The sequence below is a fragment of the Sulfurimonas sp. genome, assembly GCF_041583195.1.
Classification (GTDB): Bacteria; Campylobacterota; Campylobacteria; order Campylobacterales; family Sulfurimonadaceae; genus Sulfurimonas.
This window is the reverse complement of the sequence record NZ_JBFHGL010000004.1, coordinates 21,377-34,625: the sequence shown is the minus strand read 5'-3', so window position 1 is coordinate 34,625 and position 13,249 is coordinate 21,377. Positions and strand designations below refer to the sequence as shown.

Here is a 13,249-nt window from a genome sequence, read left to right as displayed (position 1 = left end):
AAATTTAGTCTTAAAATCTGCATAATATTTGCAATTTGTTTACTTTTGTACTTTATTTCATAAAATTAAGGTAGAAAAAAGTTTTTTTATCACACTTTTTTGATATATTTATTTTTCTTATTCAGATAATCTTATATTTTAAATAATAAATTCTTTTAATATTACTATTTCTTATAGTTATTTAAGGTGCTTGTTTTGGTATAATTTTATATATTTGATTCAAGGATTAGTAGATGCGCTTCAGAAATCTTAAAAATAGAACAAAAGAAAAGCCTAAACAAAAACAAACAAAATTCAAACTTGCAAAAACTACTTCAAGAGTAAAAGCTTTTATAACAGACCTTTTTATGATCTATGCTCCTATACTATATATAATTACATATATTTTCATGGATGGAAAAGATGATTTCCAAAATTCAAACTTAGCTCCGCTGATTGGCGTTAGTCTATATGCTTTTATATATACTATATTAGTAAGTAGATTTGGTCAAACTCCAGGTAAAAAAGCTTATGAGATTAAAATAGTAGATGTAAAGACAGGTGAGCTTCTTAATTTTTGGCGTTCATTCTTAAGATTTGTTATGTTTTTATTTTCTGCTTCTATTATTATAGGTCTACTAATTCAGTTTTACAGAAAAGATAATCGTATGTTACATGATTTAATTTGTGGAAGTGTTGTTATAGAAATTAAAGAATAATTTTAATTCCCAGAAAATCTGGGAATCAGGAAAGTGTTAGTGTAAATCTCTCCACACTTGTTTTTTCCAAAGAACTGCGAAAATAGCAAATATAAACATAAATGCCATAACGTAAAGACCTATTTGGTGTCTCTCATGACGTTTAGTATCAGCTGAATCAGCTAGGTACTCAATAACTTTCTCAGCAGATTCTGCAGTAACACCAACACGTGGCATAGCAGTTCCAGCTAACTGGCTTTGAGGATTTTCAATAAACGTACTTAAGAAGTGCTCACTACGAGAACGGTAGTACATACTTAAATCAGGTGGTAATTTACCCATATAAGCTTTTAAAGAATCTTGATATTCCATTACTTTAATATCGTATGCTAAAGAATCTTTTTTATGTTTGAACTTAGGTTTAGTACCAAGTTGCGTCCAATTTTCATAACCAACTGAGTGACATCTACCACAAGCATTCTCAAATGCCATAGCAGGAGTAACTTCTTCCGGTTTAACAGCAATTGATCGTAAGTAAGCTACTATATCAGCAACTTCTTGATCTAAATCTCCACCCATTCCGTAAAAAGGTACCATTGGGTGCATTTTACCACTCTCAGGAGTATACTTGTGCTCAACTTTAAGTGCATGAGCAGGATTTTTAATTAGATCTGCCAAAAACTTAGCTTCATAAATAGCACCTGCATTACTTAAATCAGGTGGGTTAACACCGTAAGACTGAGCTGCCATAACACCATCCATAGGAGCAGGCATATTTGCTGCATCTATAGAGTGACAACCAGCACAACCTGCACTCATAATTAACTCTTGACCTTTTGCAGCATCTCCAGTTTTTGTAAGTTCAGGCAGATCTTTATAAGCAAAACCTTCACTCTCAACATGCTTGTGCATTTGTGAGTGAGCATACGGTTCAACTAAAAAGTATGTTAAAAGTGTAAAGAAAACAACTACTGCTAATATTTTTAATTCTTTCATCTATGTCTCCTTACGCTTTTTTTTCATTTTTAGTGATAAATGGTAGAATAATCCACATCGCTATAAATAATAGTGAAGCAACTAAACCAATTGTACTGAAGATACCTTCAGGAGGTAATTTACCCATAGCAGTTAATACAACCATATCTACTAACATTACCCAGAACCAGATAGCAAATTTACCACGACGATTAGCAGGAACAGTATTTTCACTTCTATCTAACCATGGTAATAGCATAAAGATAACTTGAGCAAAACCAAATGCGATTAGGCCAATATCAACAGGGAACGGTCTCAGTATCTCATACGACCATAAGAAATACCACTCAGGATAGATATGTGCCGGAGTTTTTAGTCCATCTGCAGGATCGAAGTTTACCGGATCTAGTGCAAAACTATAGTGCCAGAATACTAAATAAAAGAAAAAGATTAAGAAGAAACCAACTACCATTAAATCTTTAGATAAGAAGTCGTTTGCAAATCTCATAACTTTAGAGTTTTTAGTATCATCAGCTAAATATTTTTTAGATTCTTCTTCAAAATCAATCTCTTCACCGTCTTGGTTATTTACGTGTGGGATTCTTAAAGCTGCAAAGTGAAGCCCTATAAGACCCATAATAACTAATGGTAATAAGAATACGTGTAACATAAAGAATCTGTTTAAGAAAGCTTGTGCAGGAACATAATCACCACGAATCCATTCAACTAAACCGTCTAAATGTAATGAACCTAAAGAGAAGATGTTAGTAATAACCATACCAGCCCAGTAAGACATTTGACCCCATGGAAGCATATAACCAGAAAATGCCTCAGCTGAGAATGTTACGAACAATAACATACCAGAGATCCAGATCATCTCACGACCCTTTTTATAAGAACCGTAGTAAATACCAGTAAACATGTGAATATATATAACCAAGAATACTACAGATGCAGCTACACCGTGAATGTGTCTCCATAACCAACCAAAATCAACTTCTCTCATAATTGTAAAGTTTACACTGTAAAACGCATGATCTACATGTGGTTGATAATACATAAGTAAAAATATACCTGATATTGTAAGCAACGTGAAAGTTACTGCTAAAATCATACCCATTGCCCATAAAAAGTTGATGTTTTTAGGAATCCAATACTCAGATGCCATTACTTTTTCAACTGTCTCAACTGCTAATCTTTGGTTTAACCAATCTTTAACACTTGTTGCTTTTGTAAAATGTGCCATTAATCCTCCCTTAAATTTACAGCGTAACGCCGTTATCTTTCATTGCTTGATATTCAGGACCAACTTCACCAAGAATCATTTTGTTTCCATCGATTCTAAAAGGAGGGATATCAAATCCACGTGGCGGTGGAGCTTTTATAACATCACCAGCAGCATTAAACATACCACCGTGACATGCACATAAGAAGTTACCTTCTTTTTTTCTAAATGCTGGAATACAACCTAGGTGTGTACATAAACCTATACATACCATAAAGTTGTCATTACCAACTTTTATATTTCTAGCTTGAGCAGCTGGATCACTTTTCTCAGCTTCTAACATTTCTGCAGTTTTTTTAAGTACGAAAATTGGCTTCCCACGCCATTTTTCAGTAATCATTTCACCTTCTGGATATATGCTCATATCTAAAGTTGTAAAACCTGCAGCCTTAACACTTGGAAGTGGGTCCCAAGATTTTTTCATAGCTACTAATGAACCTATTGCACCCAAACCGGCAACAGCTCCAAACGCTTTTCCCATAAAACCTCTACGGCTATTCTCTTTCATATTTTCTCACTTTTGTGAATTTTCCGGCTTATTATATACCAAACTTATTTTAATTATCTATAAAACTTAAAAAAAATAATGAATTTTTATTAAAATGTACATAATTGTTATTATTAACATTCTTTAATATCACATTTATTTGATCTTTATCAAGAGTGTTAATAATAGGTATATTTAATTTTTGAAATTCCTCGTCAAAAGAATCAAAATAGTCTTCTCTTTTTAAGAAAATTGGTTTTCCACCAGATGCCAAACATTCTAAAGCAGCCTGAGGTGAAGCTGTTATAAGAACATCACATGATGTTATAAAATCATCATATTCTTCAAATTCATAATTATTTTTGAACTTTTCTTTTAACATATCTTCATAATCTAAAAAGTAATAATAACCAAGAAGTAAAGCTGGATCTAATTCTGTTAATGTTGGAATTAGTTTTTCTAAATCTTTTTCATAATCATCATCACCAAAGAAGAATCCTAGTGGAATTTTCTTATCAAATTTATTAAAATACTTCTCATCTACAACTATTTCATCTGTTTTTATATGATCAAATGTAGAGAAAAACTCTTTCATATCTTCAAGCATAATTGGATTAGCTTCATCAGAATCAAATATAAGTCTGTCTCCGTGATGAGCTATTTGAGGTATGTTTCTTACTACATCTATACCTACACTTTTCTCAATACCAAAATTTCTAGCTTCATGTGCTATACGAAAATCTGAACATAAAAGTGTAATATCAACACCTCTTTTTTGCAGCTCTTTTATAATAACAACAGATCTTCTAAATCTGTCAAGACCTATTCTATGGCCTGTATGAACATAATAGTAGTTATTCATTTTAAACTTTTTCCTTTTTAGAAGCTATTTAATTATATATGCGATTATACTATTTTTAATTAAAAGCAGTCTTGTTATAGCTTTTAGCTATAATAACTAATGAAACCTCTATTTTTAGCCTTAAGAGCCAAACTAAATAACTACGACAAAATACAGTCTGACTTTTCCACACTTATACAGGGAAAATGGGTCGCAGATGAGAACTTACATATAACGATCAATTACTTTGGAGATAAGTATAGCAAAGATGAGTTGCTTCAAAAACTGCCGCCGCTGATCATTCCTATCCAGCCATTGAACTTATATGGTTTAGGATATTTTGAAAAAAATAATATTTTATATTCAAAAAGTGAAATAGGTGGGCTTGATAATTTGAGCAATCTTATCAACAAAGAGTTTTCTTTGAAACAGGCAAAAGAGTTTATCCCACATGTCACTCTAATGAGAATAAAAAACATTACAGATAGAAATGGTTTTCAAAAGATGATTGATAGTTATAAAAATGAAGAACTCGGCAGTGTTGAAACTAATTTAGAGTTGATGGAGAGTGAAATACGACACCCAGGAGGTGCCGTATACAGTTCTATTAAGAAATTTTAGACTGTTTTTTACTTTCTATCTTAATATAAATATGTAAGATCTCAATAGCCGCAGGTGTAATCCCCGAGATCTGAGAAGCAGCTTGAAGAGTTGGTGGGTTAAACGTTGCAAGCTTTTCCTGAATCTCTTTACTTAAACCACTCACGACTGTAAAATCAAACCCTTCAGGAATAGCGATTTTAAGATATTTTTTCATCTTCTCGATCTCTTGGGCTTGTTTTTCGATGTAGCGAGCGTATTTACCCTCTACCAGGATCTCCTCTTGGATATACGGATCAAGTTCAGATAATTCAGGTACAAGTTTTAACATCTTTTCCACATCAAAAGTTTTTCTAGCCACCAACTGCTGAGCTGATTGAACATCTTTTATTGGCTCTTCATCCATAGATTCTAAAAGTGCATTAAATTCTTTGTTTGGTGTGAATTTTGTATCTTCAAGTAGCTGTGCACCCTCTTTGATCTGCTTATCTTTAAGTTGTACTTTCTCGTAAACCTCATCACTTAAAAGACCAAGTTCATGTCCATAGTGGCTAAGTCTAGTATCTGCCGATTCTTCTCGCAGAAGAAGTCTGTATTCAGCACGACTTGTAAACATACGGTACGGCTCTTTAGTACCTTTTGTAACAAGATCATCTATTAAAACACCAATATATGCTTCATCACGGCGAAGAACTAACGGCTCTTTTCCGGCAATACTAAGTGATGCATTAATCCCGGCCATCAAACCTTGTGCTGCAGCTTCTTCATAACCTGTTGTACCGTTGATCTGACCTGCTAAGAAAAGACCTTTGACCTTTTTAGTCTCTAACGAATGTTTTAATTCACGCGGATCTACATAATCGTATTCTATAGCGTATCCATAGCGTACTATCTTTGCGTTCTCTAAACCTTTTACAGAGTGAATCATATCTTGCTGAACATCAGGTGGAAGAGATGTACTCATACCGTTTATGTAACATTCTGTATTTTCCATAGTTTGTGGTTCAATGAAAAGATGGTGTCTGTCTTTATCACGGAAGCGGTTAATCTTGTCTTCAATAGATGGACAATAACGTGGACCAGTCCCCTCAATCTGACCTGTAAAAAGCGGAGCACGATAAAAATTTGACTCAATTATTTCATGCGTAGTTTCATTTGTATATGCTATGAAACAAGGGATCTGTTTTTTAGTTTTTGCAAACTCGTCTCTATTGGTACGAAATGAAAACGGGCTTGGGATTTCATCACCACCTTGTTCTTCCATAACAGAAAAATCTATAGATGAACTGTCAATACGTGCACAAGTTCCTGTTTTTAAACGATCCATTGTAAGCCCACACTCTTTTAGTGATGCACTCAAAAGTTTTGATGTCTGCTCACCAAAACGCCCACCCTCTTGCTTGATCTCACCTACGTGGATAAGTCCGTTTAAAAATGTACCCGATGTAATGATCACTTTTTTAGCAATATACTCATTTAAAAGGTGCGTTTTAACGCCTTTAACTTCTGCATTTTCTACAATTAGTGATTCAGCTAATTCTTGAACAAGATCCAAATTAGGCGTGTTTAAAATCTTATTTCTTGCTATAACTTTGTATTTGTCCATATCAATTTGAGCACGGCTACCGCGAACTGCAGGACCTTTTGTATGGTTAAGTATGCGAAACTGTATACCAGCTTTATCTGTTATAAGTCCCATCTCACCGCCAAGTGCATCTAATTCACGCACTAAGTGTCCCTTCGCAAGTCCGCCAATCGCTGGGTTACAAGAAGTAGCACCTACATTTTCTGCAAGCATAGAGATCAGAAGTGTTTTATTGCCCATTCTAGCCGAAGAAAGTGCAGCTTCAACACCAGCATGACCACCACCGACTACTATTACATCATAATTCATTATACATCCACTGAATAGTTTATTAAATGGAATTTTATCATTTTAATGTATAATTTGCCTAAATAGAACTATTAGTTGGAGTTTTTTATGTCAAAAGAAGACAAAAAAGATATATTTGCAGATTATAAACCAGAAGTTGTAGAGTATGATCCTGAAGTGGATGGCGGTGAAGTTTATAAAGAAAGAGATGAACATCTTGATCATAAAGAAGATGCTTTAGAAAAAATACGAAAAGCCAAAGCCAAAGCTAAAGGCAACCAAACAACTTTTAGACAAAACATAAGAACGGAAAACGAAAAATAATGATCCAAAATGCACACAATGCATATAATTCACAAGATTTTAATACAGCATTTAAACTATATGAAGATTTAGCTAATAAAGGTGATGCAGATGCACAAACATCTCTTGGCTTTATGTACCAAAATGCTCAAGGATGTGAACAAAACGATGCAAAAGCACTAGAGCTTTATGAAAAAGCAGCAGAATCTAAACAGCCATACGCACTTTTTAACCTTGCTATTCTTTATATGAACGGACTTGGTGGTGTAGAGCATAACCAGTTTAAAGCGCATGAGCTATTTTTAGAAGCTGCTATAAAAGAAGTTCCTCAGGCTATGTATGAAGTAGCTTTAATGTTTGAACGCGGTCTTGGATGTATTCAAAACTATTCAGAGGCTGCTTTTTGGTACGAAGAAGGTGCTAAACGCGGACATTTAGAGAGTTTTAATAACCTTGGTGTACTTTATAAAGAAGGACATGGCGTTATCCAAGACGATGCAAGAACTTTTATATGTTTCAGCAAAGCTGCTGAAGGTGGTCTGGCAGAGGGGCTTTACAATCTAGGTCAACTTTACGATCAAGGTATAGGTTGTGAGATGGATCATGACAAAGCACTTGATTATTGTAGACAAGCAGCTTATAAAGGTCATGAGAAAGCTAAGGCGATTATCAAAGGGCTTCAAGAAGACGGTAAAATCGTTTTCTAGGTAGATAAAAGGATTTATTATTTTTACTGGTTTAATACGTGAAATAGCTACTGTTAAAAACTTTGTAGGTTCAACACTGAGTATAAAAGCTAAGTACAAAGGTGCACTTGGTGATTCGATTGCAATAAACGGTGCATGTCTTACTGTTACTGATGTTTTAAATGACGGCTTTAGTGTTGAGCTATCACCTGAAAGTCAGAAGCTTCTTGCGATTGAAAATTATAAGAATGAGGTTCATATAGAACCTGCTATGATGATGGGTGACAGGTTTGACGGGCATGTGGTTCAAGGTCATGTTGACTGTATCGGAGAAGTAACAGAAGTGAAAAACAATGGAAACTCTTACGATATTTTTATAAAACTGCCAAAAAAATTCATACCGTACGTAGTTCCAAAAGGTTCTATAACTATTGATGGAGTAAGTTTAACCGTGAACGAGGTATTTGATGATAGATTCCGCCTTACGATTATCCCTCACACTATGAAAGAGACTCTCATTCGTAACTATAAAAAAGGTTACAGGGTAAATATTGAAACAGATATGTTCGCACGTTACGTTGCACATATCATATCGCACCAATCAAAAGCAAACTCACTAACGTGGGATGAAGTAGACAGTATAAGTGCTAGATACTAAAGTTTTATAGGAAACTTTACAATAAATTTAGCACCGCTATCTACATTCTTTACATCTAAAATCGCTCCATATTTTTGAGCGATCTGCCCACTCATATATAGACCTATTCCTGTTCCCTTGCCATCTTCTTTTGTTGTAACATGAGCTTTAAATATTTCATTGATAATATTCTTAGGTATCCCTCCGGCATTATCGATCACTTCAAGATAGTTGTAATGCTCGTCTTTATATATATTTATATCGATTTTTCTATCTTTAATACTGTTTTCATTAAATGCATCTTTTGCATTATTCACTAAGTTTAAGACAAGATGTTTCATCTCATTTTCAATAGCATTTATTTTAAAATTATCTACATCGTTTACACTGATTTTTATAACGTTTGAGACTATTTCATCTTTCATAAGGTTCAATGAGGATTCAACCATTTTTTTCATATCAAATACTTCAGATGTTTTGTTTGGTCTAAAAAAGTTTCTGAAGTCTTTTAATGTATCTGTAAGGTGTGTGATCTGTCCAGAGACCTCTTTTTCGTACTCTTTTAAGTATTCTAAATCAACTTCATTATGCTCATAATCAGATGGCAGCATCTTTGTTTTTAGACCTATTATCGTCAAGGGTTGAGACCACTGATGAGCTACAGCATCCATCATCTCACCCATTGCTGCAAGCTTTGACTGCTGTATCATTAACTTCTCTTGATCTTCCCTTTTTTGTATCTCTTCTTCTACCTTCTTCTCAAGCATATTTTTATATTCGTTTAGTTGTATATGAGTTGCTACACGGGCTTTTACAAGTGGCTCTACTATTGGTTTTAGAATATAATCAACAGCACCCAACTCAAGCCCCAGAACTTCATGCTCATCAGTTCTAAGAGCGGAAACAAATATTACAGGTATATTTTTCGTACTTTCATTTGCTTTTAAAATTTTAATAAGCTCGTAGCCATCCATATCAGGCATCGATATATCCAAAAGGATTAAATCAATATTGAATGCCTGCAACATAGCTAAACCCTCTTTTGCACTAGATGCAGTTATTACCTCATAATCAGGTGTGAGTATCTCTCTCATCAACATTAAATTCAATTCTACATCATCAATGACTAATATCTTATACAAAGTTGTACCTTAAACTACTGATTTAAACTTAATAATATTTTATAATATATCTTCTTAAACTAACTTACAAAATCTCTTTATCAGTTAGTGCTTTTACATCTGGATTACACTTTATTTTATGCTCCATATCAACCTTTTCATAACCGTCTAACTCTTTAAATGATGCCAAAGTTGCATTTCTAAACTTTTCACCTTTGTTTATATATACTTTAAAACCGTTTTCAAATAGTGCTAAACGTGTTTTTAATGCTGTTGAATAAGTAGTTAAGATCCCATCTTCAGACATAAGCTCTTTTATATCTTCAAAATACTCTTTAGTCCAAAGAATAGGATTTGCACTTGGACTAAATGCATCCTGATAAACTATATCAAACTTAACATCCAAGTTTTTAACATATTCTCTGGCATCACCTATAAAAAGTTCTATATAAAGATCCTCATCTTTATAAACTCCATCTTTACTTAGAGTATCTACTATATTTTTTAATCCACTAAACTCATCTGGATATGTGAAGTTTTTAAGTGATTCTATAAGTTTTGCATCGAGTTCTGGAGAATAAATATTTATCTTTTTATTAATATTGTTTTTTTTATAAAAATAAATTGTTGAAAGTGTATTAAAACCAAGACCAAAACAGATATCTAAGATATTAACTGCTTGCAGACCTTTAGTTAATTCATAAGCAGGGATAACATGCTTTAAGAGAGATTCTTTTAAAGCTCCGTCTTTTGTAGAGTGGTAATGTTCATCATACTCTTTTGAATAAGCCGTGAAAGTTCCGTCTTCGCTTTTAACTATTTTATGTGCATCACTATTAAACTCTATAGTAGTTCCTTTATTAAATCAATTTTTAACATTTATAAATAATATTACTATAAGTATTTATTATATATTATTGAATTTATTTATGAAATTATACCTCATAAGGAGGAAAAAAATGAAAAGTATAAACAAACTATTTTTTCTCTTACCTATCTCTTTTGAGTGTACTTTTGCTTATGATCTACAAAACGGAAACGATATGTATAATTATTCTAAATGCTATGAATGCCATGAATCAAGTCACTTTACACATGAAGACAGAAAGGCCAAAAACTTTCAGCAACTTCATAATAGAGTAGAAGATTGTAGATACAAAACTAATGCAGAATGGTTTGATGAAGACAGAGACGACGTCGTACACTACCTAAATTATGAATACTATAAATTTGATATCAAAAAATAGCTATATAGCTTTTATTACTACAGCCCATTACCCCACATATGAAGTTTCTTTGCCATAAAAATATCATAACCATCCAGTATATCTATATAGTTGGGTGCACGATATTCGAACTTTTCAAAAAGTTCTATCATCTCTTGAATGTCTAGTACACCTTTTTTCTCCATAATTATTATATCAGCTGTATTTGCAAGTGTTTTGTATGCTGTTTTTAAAAGTAAACTTTGCTTATTGTGTTTAGAGAATATATCTTTATATATCACGATATCGTTGTCCCGTGGCAAAGCTCTGTATGGAAGATTGAAGTTTTTTATATGCTGAATAGTAGCAAGAGGATAGTCTTCACTTAAATTTGGCATTTCTTCTTCAGTATAATACGCTATACGCATCTCTGCTTTGTTGTTTGTTAATAGTTCGTACAAAGCAGTAGTGGTTTCATCTACTTCAGTTGTAACCTGAATATATTTGTATCCAGGCTGAACTTTAAATAGCTCTAAAAACTGAGATAGTTCTGCCAAAATATATCCTAGTAAGCCAAATCGTGAAGTTCTCTAAATAGGTATGCTTCTACAATATCATCAATTGATCTTTGAGTATGAGCAACAAGCGGCATCATATTATAGTCCATAAACATCATAGGATTTTCACCGTCATTTTCTAATATAACTGCCTCGCTGATATCATCAAAACCGTCATATGCATCATTAAACTTAACACTTCTGATCATTCCGTCTTCTACATCTATCTGCGCCCAAGATTTAGCTTCAAAAACCTTTGTAAGCTTTGCTTCTTCTTGGTTTGTAGAGTCTACAGGAAGAAGAAGTAACATCTACTTAACCTTTTTCATATCTAGCTTTAGCTTTTTGTTATTCATTATCCCGATACCTGAGTCTAAAACATTTTGAGCGATTTTTTTAGCATCTTTTAATGAGTGCATTTTATATGTACCACACTGATATTTATTAAGCTCTGGAATATCTTTTTTACGTTTAACTTTTAAAATATCTTTCATAGATTTTTCCCAAGATTCTGCTACTTCTTTCTCTTTAGGCTTACCAAGTACCGACATATAGAAACCTGTGCGACAACCCATAGGCGATACATCAATTATCTCAACTTTTTTAGAGTTTAAATGGTCACGCATAAAACCTGCAAAAAGGTGTTCTAATGTATGAATACCTTCACTAGACAAAGTATCTTTATTTGGTCTTACAAAACGTAAATCAAAAACTGTAATAGCATCTCCACTTGGACTTTTCATCCCCTTTGCTTTACGAACTGCTGGTGCAGGCATGATTGTATGGTCTACTGTAAACGAATCTAATAATGGCATGCAATATCCTTAATTTTATTTCTAATTATTATGGATATTTTATCGTTAAAAAATTTAGGTTTGTTGAAATTGAAAGTTTAATTTTTAATTTGAAAATGTTCTTCTAGAGTAAAAAGGGTTTAGATTTATGTGAGGTTGTGCAAAAGCTGGAACAAGGCTAGACTTAAAGTCTGCCATTTCCAGATTTTTGTGCAAGATTGCGTGAAGCTAAAAGCTTCTAATATTATACTCTTGCTTCTTCGCGACGTTGTAGATATGCCCAGTTAGCATCTACTCTGTCTTGCCACTCTTTAATTAAGTACTTATACTCATCTTTAAATAAGTGCTTGAAACGTCCTTGGGCAGCTAAGTACTCTTCAACAGGAATTACGTTTTTAGGACGGTAAGTAATGTTTAACTCATGACCGTCGATGATCTCATAAAGAGGCCATACAAGTGAATCAGTTGAAAGATCAGCTATATGCATAGTATCTTTAGGATCGAATTTCCACTCAGTTGTACATTGTGATGCAGCATTAATAAACACCGGACCATCAACTGAAAAACCGTGCTGGATCTTCTTAACCATATCTTTCCATTTGTTTGGAGATACTTGTGCAGAATATGGAATACCATGACTTGCCATGATAGATACCATATCTTTTTTGTTCTTCTTCTCACCATATGAGTGTGAACCAGCCTGAGAAGTTGTAGCACTAGCACCGATAGGTGTTGCAGATGAACGCTGACCACCAGTATTTGCATATACTTCGTTGTCAAGTACAACGTGCATGATGTTATGACCACGTTCCATACAACCAGATATCCATTGGAAACCGATATCGTATGAAGCACCATCACCTGCAAAAGATACAAACTTAGGATTACGATCAGGTTGCTTTAGGCGACCTTTTTTAGCTAAAGCTTTATGCATTGCTTCTGCACCTGCTACTGCAGTTGAACCATTCTCAAATCCGATGTGAATCCAAGATGCATCCCATGAAGTATATGGATAAACTGCCGTACAAACTTCTAGACATCCAGTCGAAGCTGAAAGTACTAAGTCGTCGTTTGTAGCATTTAATACTTCACGAACAATAATTGAGTGAGCACAACCAGGACAAAGAAGGTTAGCACCTTCAAATCTGTCTGCAGAAGTTGAGAACTCTTTTAAGTTTTTAATTTTTTTCATTTCGCTCATAAGTCAC

The 13,249-nt window shown here is 33.7% G+C and carries 17 protein-coding genes; 6 read left to right on the top strand and 11 right to left on the bottom strand.

What is annotated here, in order from left to right:
• Positions 1–233 precede the first annotated feature (233 nt).
• Positions 234–698 (top strand): RDD family protein, encoded by a 465-nt coding sequence (locus tag ABZA65_RS05045; protein ID WP_373071259.1) that lies wholly within the window; start codon positions 234–236, stop codon positions 696–698.
• A 36-nt stretch (positions 699–734) separates the two neighbouring features.
• Here the strand turns inward: ABZA65_RS05045 and ABZA65_RS05040 are convergent, their stop codons facing one another.
• Genes ABZA65_RS05040 through ABZA65_RS05025 form a run of 4 tightly spaced genes read right to left on the bottom strand, consistent with a single transcriptional unit; the run spans position 735 to position 4,286 of the window.
• Positions 735–1,673 carry a c-type cytochrome gene (locus ABZA65_RS05040; protein ID WP_373071257.1) on the bottom strand — a complete coding sequence of 313 codons (939 nt, stop codon included), beginning with the start codon at positions 1,671–1,673 and terminating at the stop codon, positions 735–737.
• A 10-nt stretch (positions 1,674–1,683) separates the two neighbouring features.
• Complete coding sequence (locus tag ABZA65_RS05035; protein ID WP_373071255.1) at positions 1,684–2,898, bottom strand: cytochrome bc complex cytochrome b subunit; 1,215 nt, start codon at positions 2,896–2,898, stop codon at positions 1,684–1,686.
• A 16-nt stretch (positions 2,899–2,914) separates the two neighbouring features.
• Positions 2,915–3,445, bottom strand: a complete 531-nt coding sequence (gene petA / locus ABZA65_RS05030; RefSeq protein WP_373071253.1) for a ubiquinol-cytochrome c reductase iron-sulfur subunit — start codon at positions 3,443–3,445, stop codon at positions 2,915–2,917.
• 49 nt (positions 3,446–3,494) lie between these two features.
• Complete coding sequence (locus ABZA65_RS05025; RefSeq protein ID WP_373071251.1) at positions 3,495–4,286, bottom strand: hypothetical protein; 792 nt, start codon at positions 4,284–4,286, stop codon at positions 3,495–3,497.
• A gap of 99 nt (positions 4,287–4,385) precedes the next feature.
• On the opposite strand from ABZA65_RS05025, the gene ABZA65_RS05020 reads away from it, so the two are divergent.
• Complete coding sequence (locus ABZA65_RS05020) at positions 4,386–4,886, top strand: 2'-5' RNA ligase family protein (RefSeq protein ID WP_373071249.1); 501 nt, start codon at positions 4,386–4,388, stop codon at positions 4,884–4,886.
• On the opposite strand, the gene mnmG is transcribed toward ABZA65_RS05020, so the two are convergent.
• Entirely contained in the window at positions 4,873–6,759 is a 1,887-nt protein-coding gene (gene mnmG, locus ABZA65_RS05015) for a tRNA uridine-5-carboxymethylaminomethyl(34) synthesis enzyme MnmG (RefSeq protein ID WP_373071247.1), read from the bottom strand. The two genes, ABZA65_RS05020 and mnmG, sit on opposite strands and share 14 nt — an antisense overlap.
• 87 nt (positions 6,760–6,846) lie before the next feature.
• Here mnmG and ABZA65_RS05010 point away from each other — a divergent pair, with 87 nt between their 5' ends.
• Genes ABZA65_RS05010 through ribE form a run of 3 tightly spaced genes read left to right on the top strand, consistent with a single transcriptional unit; the run spans position 6,847 to position 8,385 of the window.
• The gene (locus tag ABZA65_RS05010) at positions 6,847–7,062 is read left to right on the top strand and encodes a hypothetical protein (RefSeq protein WP_373071245.1); all 216 of its coding nucleotides are present in this window, start codon (positions 6,847–6,849) and stop codon (positions 7,060–7,062) included.
• Positions 7,062–7,748: a tetratricopeptide repeat protein gene (locus tag ABZA65_RS05005; protein ID WP_373071243.1), complete on the top strand. Its 687-nt coding sequence runs from the start codon at positions 7,062–7,064 to the stop codon at positions 7,746–7,748. The genes ABZA65_RS05010 and ABZA65_RS05005 overlap by 1 nt, the downstream gene beginning before the upstream one ends.
• A 19-nt stretch (positions 7,749–7,767) precedes the next feature.
• Positions 7,768–8,385 carry a riboflavin synthase gene (ribE, locus tag ABZA65_RS05000; protein ID WP_373071630.1) on the top strand — a complete coding sequence of 206 codons (618 nt, stop codon included), beginning with the start codon at positions 7,768–7,770 and terminating at the stop codon, positions 8,383–8,385.
• On the opposite strand, the gene ABZA65_RS04995 is transcribed toward ribE, so the two are convergent.
• Both ABZA65_RS04995 and ABZA65_RS04990 read right to left on the bottom strand, forming a co-directional pair.
• Complete coding sequence (locus ABZA65_RS04995; protein ID WP_373071241.1) at positions 8,382–9,506, bottom strand: sensor histidine kinase; 1,125 nt, start codon at positions 9,504–9,506, stop codon at positions 8,382–8,384. The two genes, ribE and ABZA65_RS04995, sit on opposite strands and share 4 nt — an antisense overlap.
• A 64-nt stretch (positions 9,507–9,570) precedes the next feature.
• Positions 9,571–10,068: an MnmC family methyltransferase gene (locus tag ABZA65_RS04990; RefSeq protein ID WP_373071628.1), complete on the bottom strand. Its 498-nt coding sequence runs from the start codon at positions 10,066–10,068 to the stop codon at positions 9,571–9,573.
• A gap of 376 nt (positions 10,069–10,444) precedes the next feature.
• Between ABZA65_RS04990 and ABZA65_RS04985 the strand changes: the two genes are divergently transcribed.
• Complete coding sequence (locus ABZA65_RS04985; RefSeq protein ID WP_373071239.1) at positions 10,445–10,732, top strand: hypothetical protein; 288 nt, start codon at positions 10,445–10,447, stop codon at positions 10,730–10,732.
• 17 nt (positions 10,733–10,749) lie between these two features.
• Here the strand turns inward: ABZA65_RS04985 and ABZA65_RS04980 are convergent, their stop codons facing one another.
• The 4 genes from ABZA65_RS04980 to ABZA65_RS04965 all read right to left on the bottom strand — a co-directional run bounded on the left by ABZA65_RS04980 (position 10,750) and on the right by ABZA65_RS04965 (position 13,242).
• On the bottom strand, positions 10,750–11,247 hold the full coding sequence (locus ABZA65_RS04980) for a hypothetical protein (protein WP_373071237.1): 498 nt from the start codon (positions 11,245–11,247) through the stop codon (positions 10,750–10,752).
• Positions 11,248–11,255: 8 nt separating this feature from the next.
• Positions 11,256–11,558: a hypothetical protein gene (locus ABZA65_RS04975; RefSeq protein WP_373071235.1), complete on the bottom strand. Its 303-nt coding sequence runs from the start codon at positions 11,556–11,558 to the stop codon at positions 11,256–11,258.
• Complete coding sequence (luxS, locus tag ABZA65_RS04970) at positions 11,559–12,062, bottom strand: S-ribosylhomocysteine lyase (protein WP_373071233.1); 504 nt, start codon at positions 12,060–12,062, stop codon at positions 11,559–11,561.
• A gap of 223 nt (positions 12,063–12,285) precedes the next feature.
• Positions 12,286–13,242: a thiamine pyrophosphate-dependent enzyme gene (locus ABZA65_RS04965; RefSeq protein ID WP_373071231.1), complete on the bottom strand. Its 957-nt coding sequence runs from the start codon at positions 13,240–13,242 to the stop codon at positions 12,286–12,288.
• Between the last annotated feature and the right edge of the window lie 7 nt (positions 13,243–13,249).